Annotated in this window: 16 protein-coding genes, 2 tRNA genes, 3 rRNA genes and 1 pseudogene; 13 read left to right on the forward strand and 9 right to left on the reverse strand. The window is 57.8% G+C overall.

Going from position 1 to position 23,613, the window contains the following annotated elements:
• Positions 1 to 95 precede the first annotated feature (95 nt).
• Both CLU93_RS04640 and CLU93_RS04645 read left to right on the forward strand, forming a co-directional pair.
• Positions 96 to 581: a YajQ family cyclic di-GMP-binding protein gene (locus CLU93_RS04640; RefSeq protein ID WP_010396032.1), complete on the forward strand. Its 486-nt coding sequence runs from the start codon at positions 96 to 98 to the stop codon at positions 579 to 581.
• A gap of 183 nt (positions 582 to 764) precedes the next feature.
• Entirely contained in the window at positions 765 to 2,024 is a 1,260-nt protein-coding gene (locus CLU93_RS04645; RefSeq protein WP_071078790.1) for a nitronate monooxygenase, read from the forward strand.
• 53 nt (positions 2,025 to 2,077) lie between these two features.
• Here CLU93_RS04645 and CLU93_RS04650 read toward each other — a convergent pair whose 3' ends face one another.
• The 6 genes from CLU93_RS04650 to CLU93_RS04675 form a co-directional block, all read right to left on the reverse strand.
• Positions 2,078 to 3,376, reverse strand: coding sequence for a leucine-rich repeat-containing protein kinase family protein (locus CLU93_RS04650; RefSeq protein WP_099760176.1), 1,299 nt, complete (start codon positions 3,374 to 3,376; stop codon positions 2,078 to 2,080).
• Positions 3,377 to 3,486: 110 nt separating this feature from the next.
• Positions 3,487 to 3,599: ribosomal RNA gene (gene rrf / locus CLU93_RS04655) — 5S ribosomal RNA — on the reverse strand.
• Between the two features lie 138 nt (positions 3,600 to 3,737).
• Positions 3,738 to 6,613, reverse strand: a 23S ribosomal RNA gene (locus tag CLU93_RS04660).
• Positions 6,614 to 6,856: 243 nt separating this feature from the next.
• A tRNA-Ala gene (locus CLU93_RS04665) sits at positions 6,857 to 6,932 on the reverse strand.
• 25 nt (positions 6,933 to 6,957) lie between these two features.
• A tRNA-Ile gene (locus CLU93_RS04670) sits at positions 6,958 to 7,034 on the reverse strand.
• 81 nt (positions 7,035 to 7,115) lie between these two features.
• Positions 7,116 to 8,646 (reverse strand): 16S ribosomal RNA (locus CLU93_RS04675).
• Together the 16S, 23S and 5S rRNA genes with 2 tRNA genes alongside form the textbook arrangement of a ribosomal RNA operon.
• Positions 8,647 to 9,258: 612 nt before the next feature.
• On the opposite strand from CLU93_RS04675, the gene CLU93_RS04680 reads away from it, so the two are divergent.
• The 3 genes from CLU93_RS04680 (at position 9,259) to CLU93_RS04690 (ending at position 12,729) form a co-directional block, all read left to right on the forward strand.
• On the forward strand, positions 9,259 to 10,551 hold the full coding sequence (locus CLU93_RS04680) for a sensor histidine kinase (RefSeq protein ID WP_099760177.1): 1,293 nt from the start codon (positions 9,259 to 9,261) through the stop codon (positions 10,549 to 10,551).
• A 63-nt stretch (positions 10,552 to 10,614) separates the two neighbouring features.
• Positions 10,615 to 11,373 carry a LytR/AlgR family response regulator transcription factor gene (locus CLU93_RS04685; RefSeq protein WP_096234411.1) on the forward strand — a complete coding sequence of 253 codons (759 nt, stop codon included), beginning with the start codon at positions 10,615 to 10,617 and terminating at the stop codon, positions 11,371 to 11,373.
• Between the two features lie 165 nt (positions 11,374 to 11,538).
• Positions 11,539 to 12,729, forward strand: a complete 1,191-nt coding sequence (locus CLU93_RS04690; protein WP_099760178.1) for a PAS domain-containing sensor histidine kinase — start codon at positions 11,539 to 11,541, stop codon at positions 12,727 to 12,729.
• 45 nt (positions 12,730 to 12,774) lie between these two features.
• Here the strand turns inward: CLU93_RS04690 and CLU93_RS04695 are convergent, their stop codons facing one another.
• The 3 genes from CLU93_RS04695 to CLU93_RS04705 all read right to left on the reverse strand — a co-directional run bounded on the left by CLU93_RS04695 (position 12,775) and on the right by CLU93_RS04705 (position 15,693).
• Positions 12,775 to 13,722 (reverse strand): porin, encoded by a 948-nt coding sequence (locus CLU93_RS04695; protein WP_099760179.1) that lies wholly within the window; start codon positions 13,720 to 13,722, stop codon positions 12,775 to 12,777.
• 317 nt (positions 13,723 to 14,039) lie between these two features.
• The gene (locus tag CLU93_RS04700) at positions 14,040 to 14,690 is read right to left on the reverse strand and encodes a class I SAM-dependent methyltransferase (RefSeq protein WP_099760180.1); all 651 of its coding nucleotides are present in this window, start codon (positions 14,688 to 14,690) and stop codon (positions 14,040 to 14,042) included.
• A 61-nt stretch (positions 14,691 to 14,751) separates the two neighbouring features.
• Positions 14,752 to 15,693 (reverse strand): CysB family HTH-type transcriptional regulator, encoded by a 942-nt coding sequence (locus CLU93_RS04705; protein ID WP_071078844.1) that lies wholly within the window; start codon positions 15,691 to 15,693, stop codon positions 14,752 to 14,754.
• 160 nt (positions 15,694 to 15,853) lie between these two features.
• Between CLU93_RS04705 and CLU93_RS04710 the strand changes: the two genes are divergently transcribed.
• From CLU93_RS04710 to CLU93_RS04745, 8 genes and pseudogenes are all read left to right on the forward strand, one after another.
• Positions 15,854 to 16,627, forward strand: coding sequence for a sulfite exporter TauE/SafE family protein (locus tag CLU93_RS04710; protein WP_096234406.1), 774 nt, complete (start codon positions 15,854 to 15,856; stop codon positions 16,625 to 16,627).
• 69 nt (positions 16,628 to 16,696) lie between these two features.
• On the forward strand, positions 16,697 to 18,385 hold the full coding sequence (locus tag CLU93_RS04715) for a nitrite/sulfite reductase (RefSeq protein WP_099760181.1): 1,689 nt from the start codon (positions 16,697 to 16,699) through the stop codon (positions 18,383 to 18,385).
• The gene (locus tag CLU93_RS04720; protein ID WP_096234404.1) at positions 18,378 to 18,938 is read left to right on the forward strand and encodes a DUF934 domain-containing protein; all 561 of its coding nucleotides are present in this window, start codon (positions 18,378 to 18,380) and stop codon (positions 18,936 to 18,938) included. The genes CLU93_RS04715 and CLU93_RS04720 overlap by 8 nt, the downstream gene beginning before the upstream one ends.
• Positions 18,939 to 18,947: 9 nt before the next feature.
• Complete coding sequence (locus tag CLU93_RS04725; protein WP_099760182.1) at positions 18,948 to 19,664, forward strand: phosphoadenylyl-sulfate reductase; 717 nt, start codon at positions 18,948 to 18,950, stop codon at positions 19,662 to 19,664.
• A 33-nt stretch (positions 19,665 to 19,697) separates the two neighbouring features.
• Positions 19,698 to 20,615: pseudogene (cysD, locus tag CLU93_RS04730) on the forward strand (sulfate adenylyltransferase subunit CysD); the annotation flags it as partial.
• Positions 20,615 to 21,934, forward strand: a complete 1,320-nt coding sequence (locus CLU93_RS04735) for a sulfate adenylyltransferase subunit 1 (RefSeq protein ID WP_099760184.1) — start codon at positions 20,615 to 20,617, stop codon at positions 21,932 to 21,934. The pseudogene cysD and the gene CLU93_RS04735, both read left to right, overlap by 1 nt.
• 14 nt (positions 21,935 to 21,948) lie before the next feature.
• Positions 21,949 to 22,713, forward strand: a complete 765-nt coding sequence (gene cobA, locus CLU93_RS04740) for a uroporphyrinogen-III C-methyltransferase (protein WP_099760185.1) — start codon at positions 21,949 to 21,951, stop codon at positions 22,711 to 22,713.
• 247 nt (positions 22,714 to 22,960) lie between these two features.
• Positions 22,961 to 23,611, forward strand: coding sequence for a hypothetical protein (locus CLU93_RS04745; protein WP_099760186.1), 651 nt, complete (start codon positions 22,961 to 22,963; stop codon positions 23,609 to 23,611).
• Positions 23,612 to 23,613: the final 2 nt, after the last annotated feature.

Raw genomic sequence — 23,613 nt, forward strand, 5'->3', positions numbered from 1 at the left:
CGCATCTTTAACAGGGCCGTCCCATGGCGCAGAATCAGCCGCCAAGGCCCAGTGCGCCGAGCGCGCGCTCGCTTTAACAAGAAAAGGAACAGACCATGCCATCATTTGATGTAGTCTCCGAAGCCGATATGATCGAAGTCAAGAATGCCGTCGAGCAATCCAACAAGGAAATCACGACCCGCTTCGACTTCAAGGGCAGCGACGCCCGCGTCGAACACAAGGAAAACGAATTGACCGCGTTTGCGGACTCGGAATTCCAGCTCAGCCAGGTGCGCGACGTCCTGACGAACAAATTGACCAAACGCAAGGTCGATGTGCGCTTCCTCGACGAAGGCGACATCAAGAAGATCGGCGGCGACAAGGTCAAGCAGATCATCAAGATCAAGAATGGCATCGAATCGGATGATGCCAAGAAAATCGTGCGCGTCATCAAGGACAGCAAGATGAAGGTACAAGCGAGCATCCAGGGTGAAGCCGTGCGCGTCACCGGCGCCAAGCGCGACGACCTGCAGGCGGCCATGACCATGCTGCGCAAGGACGTGCCCGACATGCCGCTGGAATTTAACAATTTCCGCGATTAATTTCGATGCGGCGCGCGATCCGGCCCGCGCTTGCACCAGCATGCTGGCAAGCTGTCCCGGAGAGCCTGCCCGCTTGGGGTAGAATTGAAGCTGCGCACAGCTACATGCGCCCGCGCGCCCGACCGGCAGCGGGCTTGACCGTACATCTGGCTCAGTGATAACCACGGTAGTCTAAGGATAGCAATGAAACGTGTTGATGATTTCCGCCTGCGATTTGGCAAAAAAGAATATGTGCCCATCATGATAGGCGGAATGGGTGTGGATATTTCCACGTCGGAGCTGGCCCTGGAAGCGGCCCGGCTGAACGGTATCGGGCATATCTCCGATGCCATGGTGGAAGATGTGTCGGATCGCCGTTTCGACACCACCTTCGTCAAAGACAAGACGAAACTGTACAAGTTCAACATCAATAATAGCGACAAGGCCGTGGTGCAGTTCGACCTGGGCCGCCTGGCCGAAGCACAGCGCCTGCATATCGGCCGCACCATGGAAGCGAAAAAAGGCGATGGCTTGATCTTCGTCAATTGCATGGAAAAGCTGACCATGAATGGCCCCCGCGAAACCTTGCGCGTGCGCCTGAATGCGGCGCTGGACGCGGGCATCGACGGCATCACCTTGTCGGCCGGCTTGCACTTCGGCTCGTTTGCCTTGATCGCCGACCATCCGCGTTTCCGCGATGCCAAGCTGGGCATCATCGTCTCGTCCGTGCGCGCCTTGCAGATTTTCCTGCGCAAGAACGCCAAGCTGGACCGCCTGCCCGACTTCATCATCGTCGAGGGACCATTGGCCGGCGGCCACCTGGGTTTCGGCATGGACTGGGCCAATTACGACCTGCACACGATTACCGCTGAAATCCTCGCCTACCTGAAGACGGAACAGCTGGACATCCCGCTGATCGCCGCTGGCGGCATCTTCACGGGCAGCGATGCCGTCTCCTTCCTGGAAGCGGGCGCAGCTGGCGTGCAAGTGGCGACGCGCTTCACCGTCACCGAGGAATGCGGCTTGCCAAACAAGGTCAAGCAGGAATACTACAAGGCCTCAGAAGAAGACATCATCGTCAACGGCGTCTCGCCGACGGGCTACCCGATGCGCATGCTGAAAAACACGCCCGCCATCGGCGCCGGCATCCGTCCAGGCTGCGAATCGTATGGCTACCTGCTCGACGCGACGGGCAATTGCGCGTACATCAACTCGTACAACCGCGAAGTGGCGGCCCATCCGGAACAAAAAACCGTCGTCGTGATGGACAAGACGTGCCTGTGCACGCACATGCGCAACTTCAACTGCTGGACCTGCGGCCATTACACGTATCGCCTGAAGGACACCACGCACAAGCTCGACAACGGCGAATACCAGATCCTGACGGCCGAACACGTCTTCAAGGACTACCAGTTCAGCGTCGACAACCAGATCGCCCTGCCGGAAAAAGCAGTCCAAGGCTGAATATGCTCAGCCTGAACTGAAAATGGCGCAGCCTGCGAAGGCTGCGCCATTTTTTATGCGGGAAGCATATCTCGCAATGCCCGCTCGATCACGTCGAACTGTGGCCGCCGCAGCACGTCTTCCTGCAGGCAAGCATCCATCATGGCCTGCAGGCCGGGCAAGGACGTCGCGCCATGCGCGATCAACTCGCCCAGCAGTACGCCAAAGGCGCGCGCCTCTATACCCTGCAGCAAGTCCCCTTGTGGCGAACCGGGCGCAAACATGGACGCTGCGCCAAAGTCGCCCAGCAGGCAGGCGCCACCATCCGCATGCAGGATATTGTGGCCATACAAATCACCATGCACGATGCCGCGCGCATGCAACTGGCACACGGCCGAGGCGATGCCATGGGCAATGGCCAGCGCTTGCGGCGTATCAAAGCGCACGCCATCGGCATACACATCGCGCGTGCATGATGCCAGGCTGGGTGGTCCCGCCAAATTGCGGAAAGCGGCATCGATGAGCGGCATGACCAGGCCCATCGCCTGTTGCGGATGCCCATCGAGCGTCCCAAGGATGGGAATCAGGCCCGCGTGCGTACCCGCGCCGACACAGGCGGCCATTTCGCTGCGCGGCAAGCCGTCGCTGGTCATCGCCCCCTTGAATACTTTGACGGCGACATCATCACGCCCATCGAGGCGGGCACGGTATATCACGCCAGATGCACCCTCGCCCAGCTGCTGCGCCAATGCCAGGCGGGACCAGGCCACACCCGCCACGCCGGCATCGCTCAGGGCCGCCAGTTCGCGCACTTCCGTGAACGGGTTGCCCGCGTACGCAAGCCAGCTCAGGCATGGCAAAGACAGCAGGCAATCGGGCAGCGCCGTGAAACGGTTGGCGGCAATGCGCACCAGTTCCAACTGGCGGCAATTGGCCAGGGAGGCGGGCAAGCGGGCCAGACAATTTCCCGCCAGCATGAGTTTCTGCAATGCACCGCACTTGCCCAACTCATCCGGCAAGACTTCGATGGCATTGTCGGTCAGGGTCAGCCAGCGCAGCCTGGGCGGCAAGGCTGCGGCTGGCACGTGGTCGATCCGGTTCGCCTTGAAACCGATCATTTCCAGCGCAGGACAGGAACCGAGCACGGCCGGCAAGGTGGTGAACAGATTATCCGAGCAAAAAATGATGCGCAGCTTGTGCAGGCGCGGCAAATCGTCAGGCAGGGAGGACAGCGCATTGCCCGATAAATCAAGGATTTCCAGGCTGTCGGCCAGGTCGAATATCTCACGGGGAAAGTCGCTCAAGCCGCAGGACAGCTTCAGGCGGCGCACGCCGACCAGTTGGCCAGTGTGTAATTGTTCCAGTGTATGCACAGCAGACAAGATATCCCTTTCAAAAACCCGGCAAGCGCTGGTATCGCTCAATCCAGCGGACGTAAAAAAACCCCCACCGGATCACCGATGGGGGTTTTTTCGAATAACAAGCCTGACGATAACCTACTTTCACACTGGTTGCAGCACTATCATCGGCGCAAAGTTGTTTCACGGTCCTGTTCGGGATGGGAAGGGGTGGGACCAACTTGCTATGGTCATCAGGCATAACTTGTACTGGCATTTGTCCTCAATGGAGCGACAAAGCCTGAATCTGGAAGAAGCAAAGATTGGGGTAATGAATTGTAGTATCAACAAACACGCAACGTTGTACCGTCTTATCCTCTGTACCTGCTAAGGTTATAGGGACAAGCCGTACGGGCAATTAGTACTGGTTAGCTTAATGCATTACTGCACTTCCACACCCAGCCTATCAACGTCCTGGTCTCGAACGACCCTTCAAAGAGCTCAAGGCTCTGGGAAATCTCATCTCAAGGCAAGTTTCCCGCTTAGATGCTTTCAGCGGTTATCTCTTCCGTATTTAGCTACCCGGCAATGCCACTGGCGTGACAACCGGTACACCAGAGATACGTCCACTCCGGTCCTCTCGTACTAGGAGCAGCCCCCTTCAAATTTCCAACGCCCACGGCAGATAGGGACCAAACTGTCTCACGACGTTTTAAACCCAGCTCACGTACCACTTTAAATGGCGAACAGCCATACCCTTGGGACCGGCTACAGCCCCAGGATGTGATGAGCCGACATCGAGGTGCCAAACTCCCCCGTCGATATGAACTCTTGGGAGGAATCAGCCTGTTATCCCCAGAGTACCTTTTATCCGTTGAGCGATGGCCCTTCCATACAGAACCACCGGATCACTATGTCCTACTTTCGTACCTGCTCGACTTGTCAGTCTCGCAGTTAAGCACGCTTATGCCATTGCACTATCAACACGATGTCCGACCGTATCTAGCGTACCTTCGAACTCCTCCGTTACACTTTAGGAGGAGACCGCCCCAGTCAAACTGCCTACCATGCACTGTCCCCGATCCGGATAACGGACCAAGGTTAGAACCTCAAACAAACCAGGGTGGTATTTCAAGGTTGGCTCCACGAGAACTAGCGTCCCCGCTTCAAAGCCTCCCACCTATCCTACACAGATTGGTTCAAAGTCCAATGCAAAGCTACAGTAAAGGTTCATGGGGTCTTTCCGTCTAGCCGCGGGTAGATTGCATCATCACAAACATTTCAACTTCGCTGAGTCTCGGGAGGAGACAGTGTGGCCATCGTTACGCCATTCGTGCAGGTCGGAACTTACCCGACAAGGAATTTCGCTACCTTAGGACCGTTATAGTTACGGCCGCCGTTTACTGGGACTTCAATCAAGAGCTTGCACCCCATCATTTAATCTTCCAGCACCGGGCAGGCGTCACACCCTATACGTCCACTTTCGTGTTTGCAGAGTGCTGTGTTTTTATTAAACAGTCGCAGCCACCAGTTTATTGCAACCCTTTCACCCTCATGGAGTAAACCAATCAAGCTACCGGGGCGTACCTTTTCCCGAAGTTACGGTACCAATTTGCCGAGTTCCTTCTCCCGAGTTCTCTCAAGCGCCTTAGAATACTCATCTCGCCCACCTGTGTCGGTTTGCGGTACGGTCTCGTATGACTGAAGCTTAGAGGCTTTTCTTGGAACCACTTCCGATTGCTTCGTGCACAAGTGCACTCGTCTCAACCCCTTGAATTGCGCACCCGGATTTGCCTAAGTGCCTTCTATGAGCCAAAAACCAACTATTCCAACAGTTGGACAACCTTCCGCGATCCGTCCCCCCATCGCATCATACGACGGTGCAGGAATATTAACCTGCTTCCCATCAGCTACGCATCTCTGCCTCGCCTTAGGGGCCGACTCACCCTGCTCCGATGAACGTTGAACAGGAAACCTTGGGCTTACGGCGTGGAGGCTTTTCACCCCCATTATCGCTACTCATGTCAGCATTCGCACTTCTGATACCTCCAGCATCCTTTACAAGACACCTTCGCAGGCTTACAGAACGCTCTCCTACCATATCCAATAAAGGATATCCGCAGCTTCGGTGACTGGCTTAGCCCCGTTACATCTTCCGCGCAGGACGACTCGATCAGTGAGCTATTACGCTTTCTTTAAATGATGGCTGCTTCTAAGCCAACATCCTGACTGTTTTAGCCTTCCCACTTCGTTTTCCACTTAGCCAATCTTTGGGACCTTAGCTGGCGGTCTGGGTTGTTTCCCTCTTGACGCCGGACGTTAGCACCCGACGTCTGTCTCCCAAGCTCGCACTCATCGGTATTCGGAGTTTGCAATGGTTTGGTAAGTCGCAATGACCCCCTAGCCATAACAGTGCTCTACCCCCGATGGTGATACTTGAGGCACTACCTAAATAGTTTTCGGAGAGAACCAGCTATTTCCAAGTTTGTTTAGCCTTTCACCCCTACCCACAGCTCATCCCCTAATTTTTCAACATTAGTGGGTTCGGACCTCCAGGGCGTGTTACCGCACCTTCATCCTGGCCATGAGTAGATCACTTGGTTTCGGGTCTACACCCAGCGACTGATCGCCCTATTCGGACTCGATTTCTCTACGGCTTCCCTATGCGGTTAACCTTGCCACTGAATGTAAGTCGCTGACCCATTATACAAAAGGTACGCAGTCACGGAACAAGTCCGCTCCTACTGTTTGTATGCACACGGTTTCAGGATCTATTTCACTCCCCTTCCGGGGTTCTTTTCGCCTTTCCCTCACGGTACTGGTTCACTATCGGTCGATTACGAGTATTTAGCCTTGGAGGATGGTCCCCCCATATTCAGACAGGATGTCACGTGTCCCGCCCTACTTGTCGTACGCTTAGTATCACCGGTCCAATTTCACATACGGGGCTATCACCCACTATGGCTCCTATTTCCAGAGGATTCTGTTATCGGTCCGACTATCACGTACAGGCTCTTCCCATTTCGCTCGCCGCTACTTTGGGAATCTCGGTTGATTTCTTTTCCTGCAGCTACTTAGATGTTTCAGTTCGCCGCGTTCGCCTTGCATACCTATGTATTCAGTATGCAATACCCTAAAAGGGTGGGTTGCCCCATTCGGAAATCTGCGGATCAAAGTGTGTTTGCTCACTCCCCGCAGCTTATCGCAAGCTACTACGTCCTTCATCGCCTGTAATCGCCAAGGCATCCACCATGTGCACTTATTCGCTTGTCCCTATAACGTTAGCCTCTCATCATTTGCATGAGGAAAGAGCGCTACAGGGATAAGAAAGTACAACGTTGTTGCTTGTTTGTTGATACATACAATCATTACCCATCGATTTGCTTTTTACGGCAAACCAATCAATAAATAATCTTTACTTCTTCCAGATTGTTAAAGAACATACAGCACTTGATCTCGAAAAGACCAAACCTAAATCCCGGTGCACTTATCAGCACTGATTTACGTTTGAACTTTTGGTGGAGGATGACGGGATCGAACCGACGACCCCCTGCTTGCAAAGCAGGTGCTCTCCCAGCTGAGCTAATCCCCCTAGGGTATTTCCAGACTACAGAAACTGGTAGGGCTGGTTGGACTCGAACCAACGACCCCCGCGTTATCAACACGGTGCTCTAACCAGCTGAGCTACAGCCCCAAATGCTGTTCTTTATATTAACAGCCGATAAGTGTGAACATTTGATGCGTGAATCAGTTACCTGACTCGTGCAAACTCTAGAAAGGAGGTGATCCAGCCGCACCTTCCGATACGGCTACCTTGTTACGACTTCACCCCAGTCACGAATCCTACCGTGGTAAGCGCCCTCCTTGCGGTTAAGCTACCTACTTCTGGTAAAACCCGCTCCCATGGTGTGACGGGCGGTGTGTACAAGACCCGGGAACGTATTCACCGCGACATGCTGATCCGCGATTACTAGCGATTCCAACTTCATGCAGTCGAGTTGCAGACTACAATCCGGACTACGATACACTTTCTGCGATTAGCTCCCCCTCGCGGGTTGGCGGCGCTCTGTATGTACCATTGTATGACGTGTGAAGCCCTACCCATAAGGGCCATGAGGACTTGACGTCATCCCCACCTTCCTCCGGTTTGTCACCGGCAGTCTCATTAGAGTGCCCTTTCGTAGCAACTAATGACAAGGGTTGCGCTCGTTGCGGGACTTAACCCAACATCTCACGACACGAGCTGACGACAGCCATGCAGCACCTGTGTACTGGTTCTCTTTCGAGCACTCCCTGATCTCTCAAGGATTCCAGCCATGTCAAGGGTAGGTAAGGTTTTTCGCGTTGCATCGAATTAATCCACATCATCCACCGCTTGTGCGGGTCCCCGTCAATTCCTTTGAGTTTTAATCTTGCGACCGTACTCCCCAGGCGGTCTACTTCACGCGTTAGCTGCGTTACCAAGTCAATTAAGACCCGACAACTAGTAGACATCGTTTAGGGCGTGGACTACCAGGGTATCTAATCCTGTTTGCTCCCCACGCTTTCGTGCATGAGCGTCAATCTTGACCCAGGGGGCTGCCTTCGCCATCGGTGTTCCTCCACATATCTACGCATTTCACTGCTACACGTGGAATTCTACCCCCCTCTGCCAGATTCTAGCCTTGCAGTCTCCAATGCAATTCCCAGGTTGAGCCCGGGGATTTCACATCAGACTTACAAAACCGCCTGCGCACGCTTTACGCCCAGTAATTCCGATTAACGCTTGCACCCTACGTATTACCGCGGCTGCTGGCACGTAGTTAGCCGGTGCTTATTCTTCAGGTACCGTCATTAGCAAGAGATATTAGCTCTCACCGTTTCTTCCCTGACAAAAGAGCTTTACAACCCGAAGGCCTTCTTCACTCACGCGGCATTGCTGGATCAGGCTTTCGCCCATTGTCCAAAATTCCCCACTGCTGCCTCCCGTAGGAGTCTGGACCGTGTCTCAGTTCCAGTGTGGCTGGTCGTCCTCTCAGACCAGCTACTGATCGATGCCTTGGTAGGCTTTTACCCTACCAACTAGCTAATCAGATATCGGCCGCTCCACGAGCATGAGGTCTTGCGATCCCCCACTTTCATCCTTAGATCGTATGCGGTATTAGCGTAACTTTCGCTACGTTATCCCCCACTCTAGGGTACGTTCCGATATATTACTCACCCGTTCGCCACTCGCCACCAGAGCAAGCTCCGTGCTGCCGTTCGACTTGCATGTGTAAGGCATGCCGCCAGCGTTCAATCTGAGCCAGGATCAAACTCTTCAGTTTAATCTCTGTTTAATGTCATTTCTGACAGGTCGGACAGTATCACTACCATCCAAATCTTTTGCATTACAAAAGATTTGCTCACTCAAAAAACTGACAGGCTACTTCCGAAGAAGTATCCTATTTCATTATTTCTTGTGAACATTTGATATTTTAAGTTAGACGCCAATCCGAAGATTGACGCTGCACTTACATCAAATGCCCACACTTATCGACTGTTAGTTGTTAAAGAACGGTATTCGGTACTGCTTTCGCGCTATCGACAAAGCGTTGTGTTTGTCAGCTGCGAAGAAGGGAGAGTATGAAGCTTTTTCAGCATTTCGTCAACCTTCTTTTTTGCCCGCTTCACTCGGCATTTGCATGCAGCGTTCAGCGAGGGGGCGAATTATAGCCTTGGGCTGCGCGTCCCGCAAGGGCTATTTTGATTCCGCACCTCCCCTCACCGCCCAGCAAGCCTTGTCTTCACTTCAAGCGCCTTTTTGTGCAGCCTGTCGCAATCGGCTGGCTTAGTTCGTGGTCTTTAGGCACAGTGGCAACATCAGACTCTGACGCTACTCAACAAGGGGTTAAACTTGCCCGCTGCGTCGATTAACTCTTGTACTTGAAAGTGCTCCCATGCTTCCGATTTCCAGCCTGCCCCAATTGTTGAAAACCATCCTCGCTTGGGTGCAACGGGCATTCGACGCGACGACAACCTGGGTTACCCAACTGTCTTGGTGGAAATTTTTCCTGTTCGCGGCGCTGGCCCTGATCGCCGGCTCCATTTTGCAAGATGAGCTGTTCTCGTCCAGCCCGGACGAAGAAGTGGTCATCAAGTCGCATAAACGCAGCAGCAAGGGAACGGGCGAAACCAATATCCTGATCGACGATACCGGCATCCATTTCAATCCCCGCAATAGCAAGAACCGGCGCAGCAGCGCGGCCGACGCGGCCAGCGATCCGGCCGATGCCGCCGAGGCGGACGCCCAAGCCAGCGCCGTACCGCCAGAGCCGCCTCAACCACCGGCCGCCCCCGCCAAACCCAGCTACCCAGTAACAACCAATGCTTCGGGGGAAGAAGTCCATATTGAATTGCCACCACAAATCGGCGAAGAGCTGTCGAATGCCATCGAAGAAGCTGTCGATGATGCTGCGGAGCAAAAAGTGTCGCGCTACCACCAGCAAGCGTCGACCTGGTTCAAGAGTTTTGTATCCTTGCTGGTGCTGGCCCTGTTCGCCATGAAAGCCCTGGTTGGCGGCAAAAAACGGGCCGAAGCGGAAACTGTCACAGCGAATGAGGCGGCCGAACGCGAATCCATGCAGCGCCAGCTCAGCGAAGCGAAGATGCAGATGATGCAGGCGCAAGTCGAGCCGCACTTCCTGTTCAACACGCTTGCCTCCGTCGAACACTTGATCCAGGTTGATCCACCGCGCGCGGCCAAGATGCAGCGCAGCCTGATCCAGTATCTGCGCGCGGTGCTGCCGCAAATGCGCGACAACGCCCTGATTACCAACCTGGGCCGCGAAGCGGACATGGTGCAAGCGTACTTGAACCTGCTGAAAATGCGCATGGAAGAACGCCTGACCGTCGATTTCCAGATTCCCGATGGCCTGCGCAGCGCCGCGTTCCCGCCCATGATGCTGCAATCGATGGTGGAAAATGCCATCAAGCATGGCCTGGAAGTCAAGCCGGAAGGTGGCACCCTGCGCATCGTGGCCGAAGTGGCGCACAGCAAGCTGCGCGTGATCGTCACCGATGACGGCCTGGGCTTTGGCGTGGTGCCCAGCGATGGCACGGGTCTGGGTTTGCCCACTATCCGCGAACGCCTGAAGCTGCTGCATGGCGACCAGGGCAGCCTGACCATCACGCCCAACCAGCCCAGCGGTGTATGCGCCGTGATCGAAGTGCCCTATCAGCTGTCTAAATAAGACAGTTGATAAAAACGCTAAATCATTGAATAATCAATCTTCGCCTGTTCACACTTGAGACCTATGCCTACCGCTATTATTGCCGACGACGAAAGACTGATGCGCGACCAACTGCGCCTGCGCCTGGGCCAGGCCTGGCCCGAACTGGAAATCATTGGCGAAGCCAAGAATGGCGACGAAGCGATCGAACTGGTGGAGCAACTCAAGCCCGACTTTGCCTTCCTCGATATCCGCATGCCGGGCAAGACGGGCATGGAAGCGGCGCAAGTGATTGGCAGCAAGACGCATATCGTCTTTGTCACGGCCTACGATACCCACGCCGTCGAAGCCTTCGAGCGGGGCGCCGTCGATTATGTGCTCAAGCCGCCCGAGCATGAGCGCTTGCTGGTGACGGTGGAGCGCCTGAAAACGCACTTGAACAAGCCTGCGCTGGACGTCAACAGCAGCGTGACGGCCATGCTGTCGCAACTGGCGGAAAAAATCACGGCCAAGCCCACCTATTTGCAATGGATACAGGCCAGCATCGGCCAGGACTTGCGCATGATCCCTGTGGAAGAGATTTTATTTTTCCGTTCGGACGAGAAATACACCTGCGTGCAAACCGCCAAGTACGAGGCACTGATCCGCAAGCCCGTGCGCGATCTGGCCGAAGAGCTCGATCCTGCGCTGTTCTGGCAAATCCACCGCGCCACCCTGGTCAACGTGAATGCCATCGAAGGCGTGACGCGCGACATCCGCGGCCGCCACCTGGTACTCATCAAAGGCAAGTCCGACAAGCTCGAAGTGAGCCGCAGCTTCTTGCACCTGTTCAAGCAAATGTAAGTCGCTCGCCGCCGCCCGGCCCATGCCGGCGCGGCGCCTTGATCTCTTCCTCCCCCCTTCCTGCGCCACATCAAGCCACGCCGCCCCAGCAGGCATAGGCTACATGAAGTCCCACTCTCCATCGCTGTCTTGCCTGCCTTCGTACACGTTCGCAAGGAGAAGCCCATGCCCGACCGAGGCAGTCCCACACTGCTGCGCATCCTGCCGCTGGGCATGGCGGCGGCGCTATTGCTGTGCTTGTTTCCTCCGCTGAAAGCCCGCCGGCAACGGCAGGCGCGCGGGCAAGCCATCATCGACAGCGCCAGCGACGCCATCATCAGCATCGACAGCGGGCAAATCATCCTGCATGCGAACGCGGCGGCAGCCAGATTGTTCGACGACACGCCGGCCGGCATGCGCGGCAGGCGCCTGGGCCACTATATCCTGCGCGACTTGCGTACCCTGGACGGCCTGGGCAAGCACGATGGCGATCCGCCGTTTGGCGACATCAACCAGGAGCTGCGCCTGACGGGCCGGCGCGCCACCGACTACACGCTGACGGGACGGCGCAGCGATGGCGCCATGTTTCCCCTCGAAGGCTCGCTCTCGGCCATGCAAGAAGACGGCCATAGCGTGTTTACCATCATCGTGCGCGATATCAGCGCGCGCCAGCAGATGCATGCACAGCTGGCCCGCTCCTTTTCGCAATTGCGTGAATTGTCGAGCGCCCTGCAATCTATCCGCGAAGAAGAGCGCAAGCATATCGCGCGCGAACTGCATGATGACCTGGGGCAATTGCTAGCCACCTTGCGGGTTGACCTGACTCTGGTGCGCCAGCACTCGGATACCACCGTGGCTCTGCAAGCGTTGCTGCACAGTATGGACGGCTTGCTGGTGACGGCCATCACTTCGCTGCGGCGCATCGCCAGCAACCTGCGTCCGCGCGCGCTCGATGAAGGAGGTTTGTATTTCGCGCTGCAAAAATTGCGCCACGACTTCCTGTTGCGCCGCGCCATCCATTTTGACTTGCTGGCCGACGAGGCCGACCTCGTGCTCGACGACGCGCGCAGCACGGCCATCTACCGCATCGTGCAAGAAGCGCTGACGAATATCGCGCGCCATGCCGAGGCCAGCCACATCACCATCGCTCTGCACCGCATCGATTCCTCGCTGGCGATCACCATTCAGGATGACGGCCGCGGCATTGCCGAACATGACCTGGAAAAAGCTGCGGCCCTGGGACTGCTGGGCATGCGCGAGCGGGTGTGGGGCTTGAACGGCAGCATCCATATCGGCGCCGATAACGAACTGGGCGGCACGCGCATCGACATCTCGCTGCCCATGCATGCCGGGGCGGCAGAAGCCGCAACGCAATAAAAAAGGCGCCCGCAGGCGCCTTCACTCCATCACATCGAATGATGCTTAGAATTTGTGTGCCAGGCCGATCTGGTACGAAGTCAGCGACTTGACGCGCTCGCGGCCAGCGTAAGCGTACACGTCGGTACGCTTCGACAGGTGATAATCGTAGCCGAAGCCGAATTCCTTGATGGTGTCCCGATCCTTGAACTTGTTGTTGCTTTGCTCTTGCTTGCCGTACGACACTTTGGCATCGCCGCCGCCAACCGTGTAGTTCAGGCCGATCAAGTAGGACTTGAATTCGCCGTTGGCAGCCACCTTGGTGTCGCCTTTCGAGTAGGCGGCCGTGATCTTGGCCGGGCCGAATTTATAGCCGCCACCGATGGACCACAGGTCAGGCTTGGCGGCCGTTGCCGTTGCTTGCACGGCTTTCTCGTAGCCGGCGTGCAAGCTGATCGGGCCATTATCGTAGGTTGCCAGGCCGATCACGCCTGCGTCAGCGCTGTTGACTTCGCTCAGTACGTATTGCAGGCTGCCCACGAAACCTTCAAAGCTTGGGCTGTTGTAGGTCACGGCATTGTTGACGCGCGACGAGCCGACACCCGAACGCAGCAGGGTTTCATTGTTCTTGCCGACCACGCCATAGGTATTGAATGGATCGACGCGGGCGATGGTGCCATCGACCAGATTCTTGGTGCGGCCCAGGATGGCGGTACCGAACGCGCCTTTCAAACCCACGTAAGCCTGACGGTCGAACAACACGCCCTTTTGCGCGCCGGTGTCAGCCAGGAATTCACTTTCCAGGTTGAAAATTGCGGACAGGCCGCCACCCAGATCTTCCGTACCCTTGAAACCGAGGCGCGACGCATTGTTTTCGCGTTGTACCGTCGGCTGGCCAGTGGTCTTGGCGATACCGAGGTCAACCAGACCATACACGGTAACGTTCGATTGTGCTTGCGCCGTAGCTGCTGCGAAGGTGCCGATGATCAATGCTGCCAGAGTAATTTTTTTCACTTGAGATTCTCTACATTAGGTTGGACAAGTTGAGCTGCTGCTGAGCTGCTTAGCTGCTGAACCGAATCATGCCCACGAAATACTTCAACAATATGACATCGACAAGATGTTGCTTTTTGGCACAACATCGTGTCACATAAAAACAACAGACGAAAAAAAACCGCCCGAAGGCGGTTCATGCGGCGTGAGGCCTATTTACCGTAGGTCGGATTAGCGTGGCAAGGCCACGCGTAATCCGACAACATTGTTGGCAAGGCGGCGGTGTCGGATTACGCGGCTGCGCCGCTAATCCGACCTACCATATAGACAGATCAGCTTTATTTCAGGCGGCAGCTCAGCAGCCAGTAGTATTCCAGGCGCTTCATGCGGATTTCACGAGCCGAGTGGGCAAACTTCTTGCGCAGATGACTATCCGACGGGAAATTCTTCAGCACTTCATAGCGCTCGCCCGCCTCCGTCGTGCGGAACTGGTGGGTATTGCCCAGCAAGTCAGTGCGCGCGATGACCGTGCTGCTGCCATCGACATAGGAATTGTCGATCAGCACCAGCAGGATGTCCTTGCCCAGCTTGTTGCGCAATTGCTTCAGGTATTTGTCCTGGTCTTCGCGCTTGACGTGCGACCACCAGAAACCGGCGAACACGGCCGTGAACTTGCCCAGCACATCATCGGGCAAGTTGAATGCGTCGAGCTTGGCGAAGGTGACGTTGTCGGGCAAGCCGCGGGCTTGGGCCAGCGCCAGCATTTCATCGTTGATATCGGTGGCCAGCACGGACTCGGCCGACTCGGCGACCACTTCCGTCCAGTAGCCGGTACCGCAGGCCAGTTCCAGCACGGTGTGGCCTTCCAGCACGTCGGCAACCTTGTCGCGCAACACTTCCAGGTCTTCCTGGCGTTCGGGCTTGTCATAGACGCGCTCGTACTGCTGCGCGATGGTGGCGTAATATTTGGCAAGCTGATCGGTAATCATTGTTTCTTCTCTTCTTAAATAATCTTGGCCAGGCACATCGCCCGGCCGACTTCATGCATTGTTATAGTTCGTAGTGCTCTTTATCACCGCTCATCGCCTGCTCAATGAGCTTGCGGTTCAGGGTCGGCGTCAGCAACTCGATAAAGGTATAAATATAGCTGCGCAAATACGCGCCCTGCTTGACGGCCACGCGCGACACATTCATGCCGAACAGGTGGCCGACAGGGATGGAGCGCAAGCCTTTGTCGCGTTCGGCATCAAAGGCCATACCCGCTATGATACCAATCCCCATGCCCAACTCGACATAAGTCTTGATGACGTCGGCATCGATGGCTTCCAGCAAGATGTCCGGCTTCAGGCCGCGCAGCACGAAAGCGTGGTCGATCTTGTTGCGTCCGGCAAACGCGCTGTCATAGGTAATCAGGGGGAAGGCAGCGATTTCTTCCAGGGTTACGGACTTCGATTTGAGCAGCGGATGGTCGACCGGCACCACCACCACATGCTCCCATTGATAGCAGGGCAAGGTAATCAGGCCATCGATGGCGGCGATCGATTCCGTGGCGATGGCAAGATCGGCCTGGTCGCGCTGCACCATCTCGGCGATCTGGCGTGGGTTGCCTTGCAGCAAAGATAAGCGTACCTTGGGGAACTTCAGCATGAACGCTTGCACCACCTTGGGCAAGGTGTAGCGCGCCTGCGTATGCGTGGTGGCAATGGTAAAGCTGCCGCTGTCCTGCGCCGCGAATTCCTTGCCGATGCGCTTCATGCTGTCGATTTCCTGCATGATCAGCTCGACCGATTCCAGCACCAGGCGGCCCGGCTCCGTCAAGCCGCGGATGCGCTTGCCGTGGCGTGTAAAAATATCCACGCCCAGCTCTTCCTCCAGCTCGATGATGGCTTTCGATACGCCCGGTTGCGACGTAAACAAGGCCTTGGCGGCATCCGTCAGGTTATAGTTCTGACGGACCGCTTCGCGCACGAAGCGCAGTTGATGGAGATTCATTGCTGGTTTGCCCTAGATTGCCGTAATTTACCGAGTTTCCGCCCTACCCATGATTTTGCGTTCATGCATATACGCATATCGCATATAAGCAAATGCGTACTAAGTAGTTTGGAATAAACACTAAGTTTATTACTATTGCGGGTACTTTGGGGGTGCAAGCATGACTTTGTCTTATATAGTCTCAGGATTTGCCGTAGGATTACTCGTAGGAATGACCGGCGTGGGCGGCGGCTCGCTGATGACGCCGCTGTTAACCCTGCTGTTTGGCGTACCGCCCTCCGTGGCCGTGGGCACCGACCTGGCGTTCGCCTCGATCACCAAGAGCGCCGGCACCCTGACGCACCGCCTGCGTGGCACCATCCGCTGGGATATCGTCAAGCGCCTGTGCATCGGCGCCCTGCCTGCCGCCGTCGTCGCGACCCTGGCGCTGAAATCATTCGGCACCCTGTCGCCGGAAATCGGCCAGATCATCCGTTACTCGATCGCCGCCTCCGTGCTGCTGACCGTCGTGGCGCTGATCTTCAAGGGCCGCATGCTGGCCTGGATCAACGCGCACCCTGAGAAACAATTACAAGGCAACAAACTTGCCGCCGCGACCATCATCGCCGGCGCCGTGCTGGGCGTGCTGGTGACGGTCTCGTCGATCGGTGCCGGCGCCATCGGCGCCACCTTGCTGGTGATGCTGTATCCACGCATGACCTCGGCCGAAGTGGCGGGCACCGATATCGCCTACGCCGTGCCCCTGACTGCCATCGCCGCCCTGGGCCACTGGTGGCTCGGCTCCATCCACTGGGAATTGCTGGCCTCGCTGCTGGTCGGCTCCCTGCCCGGCATCACGCTCGGCTCCTGGGTGGCCCGCTCCGTGCCGGAAAAGTTTTTAAGAGTGCTGCTGGCGATGACCTTGACCGGCGTGGCAATAAAGCTAATCTATTAAAGACAAGAGCAGTATCCAGAACATCATCCCAGGCAGTCTTCCAGTACCCCGGCTTTTTTAGGAATTGATATGTACCATTACGATCAGTACGACCACCTCATCATCAAAGAGCGCATCGCCCAGTACCGAGACCAGGTTGCGCGCCGTATCGCCAATGAACTGACGGAAGAGGAATTCATCCCGCTGCGCCTGCAAAACGGCCTGTACATGCAACGCCACGCCTACATGCTGCGCATCGCCGTGCCGTACGGCTTGCTGTCGTCGACGCAGATGCGCATGTTCGCGCACATCGCGCGCAAGTACGACCGCGGCTATGGCCACTTCACCACGCGCCAGAACATCCAGTTCAACTGGATTGAGCTGGAACAGACTCCCGATATCCTGACGGACCTGGCTTCCGTGGAAATGCACGCGATCCAGACATCCGGCAACTGTATCCGTAATACAACATCGGACCCGTACGCCGGTGTCGCCGCCGATGAAATCATCGATCCGCGCCCGTACGCGGAAGTGTTGCGCCAGTGGAGCACCTTCCACCCCGAGTTCATCGCCCTACCGCGTAAATTCAAGGTCGCCATCAATGGCGCCGAGCAAGACCGCGCCGCCATCGCCGTGCACGACATCGGCTTGACGGCCGTGCGCAACGCCGCTGGCGAGGTGGGCTTCAAGGTCATGGCGGGCGGCGGCATGGGCCGCACGCCGATTCTGGGCAGCGTCGTGCGCGACTTCCTGCCATGGCAGCATTTGCTGACATACATCCAGGCCATCATGCGCGTGTACAACCTGCACGGCCGCCGCGACAACAAATACAAGGCGCGCATCAAGATTCTGTTGAAAGCCATCGGCGTGGAAGAATTCACGCGCCAGGTGGAAGCGGAGTGGGTCGACTTGAAAGATGGTCCGGAAACATTGACCACCGAGGAAATGCAGCGCGTGGCGGACTTTTTCAATCCGCCCGCCTACCTTGCCCTGCCGGAACTCGACTACAAGGCCGAACACGCGGACAACAAGGCGTATGTGAACTGGCTGGCGCGCAACGTCAAGCCACACCAGCGCCCCGGCTATGTGGCCGTGGTGCTGTCACTCAAAAAAACCGGCGTGCCACCGGGCGACGCGACGGCCGAGCAGATCGATTTCGCGGCCGATCTGGCCGACCGCTACAGCTTTGGCGAACTGCGCGTGACGCATGAGCAAAACCTGGTGCTGGCCGACGTGGAGCAGTCGAAACTGTTCAAGCTGTGGCAGGAAGCCAAGGCGCACGGCCTGGCCACGCCGAACATCGGCTTGCTTACGGACATGATCTGCTGCCCCGGTGGCGATTTCTGCTCGCTGGCGAACGCCAAGTCGCTGCCGATCGCCGCCGCCATCGCGGAACGCTTCGACAACATCGACTTCCAGCACGACATCGGCGAGATCGAACTGAATATTTCCGGCTGCATCAATGCCTGCGGCCACCATCACGTGGGCAGCATCGGCATCCTCGGCGTCGACAAGGATGGCAGCGAATGGTATCAAGTGTCGATCGGCGGCGCGCAAGGCAACAACGCTGCCATCGGCAAGATCATCGGACCATCGTTCTCTTCCCTGCAGATGCCTGAAGTCATCGGCCGCCTGCTGCACGTCTACGTGCGCGACCGCCACGAAGGCGAGCGCTTCGTCGATACGGCCCAGCGCCTGGGCCTGGCGCCGTTCAAGGAACACGTATATGCAACGCCGATCACGGTCGGCAACCTGGTGGGAGAAGACGAATATGTTTGAAGTACGCGAAGAAATCATCAAGAACGCCGCCGTGGTGCCAAATACCTGGGGCTTGCTGCGCCTCGATGAAAACGACACGCCGGAAACGGTGGTCGTGCCTGCAGGCAAGGTCATCGTACCGCTGCCCGTGTGGCAAGCCCAGCGCGACACCCTGCTGGCGCGCCTGCCCGACATCGGCGTCTGGCTGGCCAGCGACGAGCGCCCGGAAGAGCTGGCCGCCGACGTGGCGCAACTGCCCGTCATCGGTGTGGACTTCCCGAAATTCACGGATGGCCGCGGCTATTCCATCGCCTTCAACCTGCGCGCCCGCCTGGGTTTCCAGGGTGAATTGCGCGCCATCGGCGACGTGCTGCGCGACCAGCTGTTTTCCATGCATCGCGTCGGCTTTGACGCGTATGCGACGCGCCCCGACCGCAGCATCCATGATGCTCTGAAAGGTTTATCGGTCTTTTCGGAAACCTACCAAGCCTCGTGGGATCAGAAATCGCCGTTGTTCCGCCGTCACCAGCGCGAAGGCCAGAATCCTGACCTCGACAACGCAGCCGGCATCTGAGGACCCATCATGAGCGATCTGACTTCTTTGATTGACGCCACCGAGCAAACGCTGACACGCATCGCCGCGGAGTTTTCGCCGGCCGTGTTCGCGTCCAGCCTGGCAGCCGAAGACATGGTGCTGACCGACATGATTCTCAAGGCAAAGCTGCCAATCGGCATCTTTTCCCTGGAAACAGGCCGGCTGCACCAGGAAACCCTGGCCGTGCTCGACAAGGTGAAAACCCGCTACGACCACGACATCACCCTGTACCGCCCGCAACCGGAAGCGGTGGCGGCCTACGTGGAACAGAACGGCCTGAACGCGTTCTACAACAGCGTCGAGATGCGCCGCGAATGCTGCCGCATCCGCAAGGTCGAACCGCTGGGCCGCGCCCTGGCCGGCAACAAGGCCTGGATCACGGGCCAGCGCCGCGCCCAGTCCACCACGCGCGCCGAATTGCACGTGCAGGAAGACGACGCGGCACATGCGATGACGAAATTTAATCCGCTGGCCGACTGGTCGGAAGAAGACGTGTGGGCCTACATCCGTGCCAACGACGTGCCCTACAACGCGCTGCACGACCAGGGTTACCCGTCCATCGGCTGCGAACCGTGCACGCGGGCCGTCCAGCCGGGCGAAGATGTACGGGCCGGACGCTGGTGGTGGGAAAACCCGGACTCCAAGGAATGCGGCCTGCACATGGTGGACGGCAAGTTGATACGCATCAAATCCGTGGCAGCCTGAACAGACACAACAGACTCAGCAGAACAAGAAAGCACCCATATGAGCAATATTTTGAACCAGCGTCACCTCGACAGCCTTGAATCGGAAGCCATCCACATCCTGCGCGAAGTGGCGGCCGAATCGGCCAATCCCGCCTTGCTGTTCTCGGGCGGCAAGGATTCCGTCGTCCTGCTGCGTTTGGCCGAAAAAGCCTTCCGCCCAGGCAAGTTTCCATTCCCCCTCGTGCATATCGACACGGGCCACAACTTCCCGGAAGTCATCACGTTCCGCGACAAGAAAGTGGCGGAACTGGGCGAACGCCTGATCGTCGGCTCCGTGGAAGATTCGATCCAGCGCGGCACCGTGCGCCTGCGCAACCCGGCCACGGATTCGCGCAATGCGGCGCAAGCCGTGACCTTGCTGGAAACCATTGCTGAATACAAGTTTGACGCCTGCATCGGCGGCGCGCGCCGCGATGAAGAGAAGGCCCGCGCCAAGGAACGCATCTTTTCATTCCGCGACGAATTCGGCGCCTGGGACCCGAAAGCCCAGCGCCCCGAATTGTGGGATTTGTATAACACGCGCGTCCATCCCGGTGAAAACATGCGCGTCTTCCCCATCTCGAACTGGACCGAACTGGACGTGTGGCAATACATCGCCCGCGAAAAACTGGAATTGCCGCCGATCTACTTTGCGCACGAGCGCCAGGTGATCCCGCGCAACGGTTTATTGGTGCCGCTGACAGACCTGACGCCGCCACGCGAAGGCGAAACGGTGGAAACGCAAGTCGTGCGCTTCCGCACGGTGGGCGATATCTCGTGCACCTGCCCCGTCTCGTCCGATGCGGCAACGGTCGACGCCATCATCGCCGAGACGGCAATCACGCAAATCACGGAACGGGGCGCCACCCGCATGGATGACCAGACTTCCGAAGCCTCGATGGAAAAACGCAAGAAAGCAGGGTATTTCTAATGAACGCAGCAATCTCCAACACCACCTCCACCGACAGTTTAGAGCGCGGCATGTTGCGCTTTATCACGGCCGGTTCCGTCGATGACGGCAAGAGCACCCTGATCGGCCGCTTGCTGTTCGACAGCAAGGGCATCTTCGCCGACCAGCTCGACGCCATGTCGCGCTCCAAGCACAAGCGCACGGTGGGCGACACGGTCGACCTGTCGCTGCTGACGGACGGCCTGGAAGCGGAACGCGAGCAAGGCATCACCATCGACGTAGCCTACCGTTATTTCGCCACGCCGAAACGCAAGTTCATCATCGCCGACACGCCGGGCCATGAACAGTACACGCGCAACATGGTCACGGGGGCGTCCACGGCCGACGCCGTCATCATCCTGATCGACGTGTCGAAAGTCAAACTCGGTGACGATGGCAGCGTGGAATTGCTGATCCAGACCAAGCGCCATTCGACGATTGCCCATTTGCTGCAGATCGAGCACGTGGTCGTCGCCGTCAACAAGATGGACCTGGTCGACTACGATGAGACGGTGTACAACCGCATCGTCGCTGCCTACCGCACATTCGCCCAGTCGCTGGGCTTGAAAGACATCACGCCGATCCCGCTGTCCGCCTTGACGGGCGACAACGTCGTCGAACGCGGCGACAAGCTGGGCTGGTACACGGGCCCGACCCTGATCGAGCTGCTTGAATCGCTGTCCGTCTACGACGAATCGCACGACACGCCTTTCCGCTTCCCGGTGCAACTGGTGGCGCGCCACAATGGCCACGAAGCGAACGACTTCCGCGGCTACATGGGCCGCATCGAGGCGGGCAAGGTCAGCATCGGCGACACCCTGGTGGTGCAGCCCTCGGGCCAGACGGCAACGGTCAAGGATATCGTCACGCTGGACGGCTCGCTGAGCACCGCCGTGGTGGGCCAGTCCGTCACCCTGCTGCTCAATGAATACCTCGACATTTCGCGCGGCGACTTGCTGGCCAGCAGCGAGCGCCCTGCCACCCTGCTGAAAACAGTGGTGGCCGACGTGTGCTGGCTGTCCGAAGACGCGCTGGACCTGCGCCGCAAGTACTGGATCAAGCACGGCACGAAACAGACGGCGGCGAAAGTGACGGCGATCGAGTCGATCCTCGACATCAATACGCAGCAGCGCCATCCGGCCGAAGGCTTGAAGCTGAACGATATTGCGCGCATCAGCCTGAACGTGCAGCAGGCACTGGCAGCCGACGCGTATGCCGATATCCGCGCCACCGGTGCGTTTATCCTGATCGATGAAGTGACCCACCAGACGGTCGCGGCGGGAATGATCCGTCTCGACTGAGGAAGGCAAGCACCATGAACAACTCCGCATCTCTCCCCGGCAAGGTCTATTTGATCGGCGCCGGCCCCGGCGCACAAGACCTGATGACCTTGCGTGGCGCGCGCCTGCTGGCGCAAGCAGACGTCGTGCTGCACGACGCGCTGGTGACAAGCGAGATGCTGGAGCTGTGCCCGCAGGCGCAAAAAATTCTTGTCGGCAAGCGCTGCGGCCAGTTGTCGACGGCGCAGGCGTTCATCAACAAGCAACTGGTCGACAATGCGCGCAAGCACGCCGTCGTGGTGCGGCTGAAAGGGGGCGACCCCATGCTGTTCGGCCGTGCCGACGAGGAGCTGCGGGCACTGGAAGAAGCGGGCATCGCTGTCGAAGTGGTGCCCGGCATTACCACAGCCCTGGCGGCGGCCGCCGCTACACAGCAACCACTGACCAAGCGAGGCGTCTCGCGCAGCGTGGCCTTCTTTACCTCCAGCACGGCGCCGGGCGAAACGGAGCAAACGCGCATTCCCGACTGCGATACCTTGGTGCAATACATGGGCGGACGCGAAGCCATCGCCACGGCGCAGCGCCTGCTGGCCCAGGGCCGGCGCATTGACACGCCCGTGGTAGTGATTGAAAACTGCAGCCGCCCGGAGCAGCGCATCGTGCGCCTGACGCTGAGCGCCCTGGCGCATGGCCTGGGCGACACCCACGGCCCCGTGCTGGTGATGCTCGGTGATGCCATGGCCGCGCGCGCGCACCAGGCCATCGAAGATGAGGCTGCTGTTCTGCTGCGCCATGCCTGAATAAATACAGCGTATTTTACCGACTTTAAAGTCAGTAACCGACGTCTTCAAAAGAAACATGATACGATGCACCCGCATCTTTTCTCGAGAAGTTGTTGCGTGATAGCAATCAAATCACGCTACACCCCGCCATAGCGCTTGCTGTGCGGCCTCCCCGCTGACGGGAAACGCGCAGCAGTCTCCCCGAAAAAAGCTGCGCCCGCAGGCTGCAATACCGCGCCGCGCAACTTTAGCCTTACGATCACACATGAATTTCTCTTCCGTGCGCGAAGCCCTGACTTCGCTCAGCCGCAGCAATGCCGGCGTCGCCAGCGCAGTACTCCTGAGCATGGCAGCCTCCATCGCCCTGTGGACGGTGTTTCCAGATATCGACGATGAAAACCATTTACTGGAATGGCTGCAGGCGCTGTTCCTGGCCCTGGCCTGTACGGTGCACGGCGTGCGCGCATGGCAAGAGCCTGACCGCCAGTCCCTGCGTTTCCTCATGCATGCAGGCTTGTCGGCCCTGCTGTTCGGCTTCCTGCTGCGCGAACTCGATATCGACCAGTTCGGTACGGCACCGGCCTGGGCACAGCTTGAAAAAGCCCTGCGCGTGGTGGAATTGCTGATCCTGATACGCGTGCTGATTTTCTTCGCGCCGCGCGCGCGCAAAGTCTTTGCCCATGCCGGCCTGATTTTCAGCATGCGCATCACCATCCTGACGGCCATCGGCGGCTTGCTGATGGTCGCTGGCTGGCCTTTCGACAAGAAGGTATTTCACGGCATGCCGGACGCTTACGCGCTGCTGGGCGAGGAAGTCTTCGAACTGGGCGCCTATTTGCTGCTGTTTCTCGCATCGCTGTCCGACACCACGGCCGCCGCCCGCATCAGCCTGGCGCCCCGGAAGAAAGCGGCTTAACC

It is taken from the genome of Janthinobacterium sp. 35, assembly GCF_002754575.1.
In the GTDB taxonomy this organism is placed as follows: domain Bacteria; phylum Pseudomonadota; class Gammaproteobacteria; order Burkholderiales; family Burkholderiaceae_D; genus Janthinobacterium; species Janthinobacterium tructae.

Bases quoted from the DNA above. Each gene is read 5' to 3' on its own strand.
- CLU93_RS04640 (WP_010396032.1), top strand. From the start codon at position 96: ATGCCATCATTTGATGTAGTCTCCGAAGCCGATATGATCGAAGTCAAG.
- CLU93_RS04645 (WP_071078790.1), top strand. From the start codon at position 765: ATGAAACGTGTTGATGATTTCCGCCTGCGATTTGGCAAAAAAGAATAT.
- CLU93_RS04680 (WP_099760177.1), top strand. From the start codon at position 9,259: ATGCTTCCGATTTCCAGCCTGCCCCAATTGTTGAAAACCATCCTCGCT.
- CLU93_RS04685 (WP_096234411.1), top strand. From the start codon at position 10,615: ATGCCTACCGCTATTATTGCCGACGACGAAAGACTGATGCGCGACCAA.
- CLU93_RS04690 (WP_099760178.1), top strand. From the start codon at position 11,539: ATGCCCGACCGAGGCAGTCCCACACTGCTGCGCATCCTGCCGCTGGGC.
- CLU93_RS04700 (WP_099760180.1), bottom strand. From the start codon at position 14,690: ATGATTACCGATCAGCTTGCCAAATATTACGCCACCATCGCGCAGCAG.
- CLU93_RS04705 (WP_071078844.1), bottom strand. From the start codon at position 15,693: ATGAATCTCCATCAACTGCGCTTCGTGCGCGAAGCGGTCCGTCAGAAC.
- CLU93_RS04710 (WP_096234406.1), top strand. From the start codon at position 15,854: ATGACTTTGTCTTATATAGTCTCAGGATTTGCCGTAGGATTACTCGTA.
- CLU93_RS04715 (WP_099760181.1), top strand. From the start codon at position 16,697: ATGTACCATTACGATCAGTACGACCACCTCATCATCAAAGAGCGCATC.
- CLU93_RS04720 (WP_096234404.1), top strand. From the start codon at position 18,378: ATGTTTGAAGTACGCGAAGAAATCATCAAGAACGCCGCCGTGGTGCCA.
- CLU93_RS04725 (WP_099760182.1), top strand. From the start codon at position 18,948: ATGAGCGATCTGACTTCTTTGATTGACGCCACCGAGCAAACGCTGACA.
- CLU93_RS04735 (WP_099760184.1), top strand. From the start codon at position 20,615: ATGAACGCAGCAATCTCCAACACCACCTCCACCGACAGTTTAGAGCGC.
- cobA (WP_099760185.1), top strand. From the start codon at position 21,949: ATGAACAACTCCGCATCTCTCCCCGGCAAGGTCTATTTGATCGGCGCC.
- CLU93_RS04745 (WP_099760186.1), top strand. From the start codon at position 22,961: ATGAATTTCTCTTCCGTGCGCGAAGCCCTGACTTCGCTCAGCCGCAGC.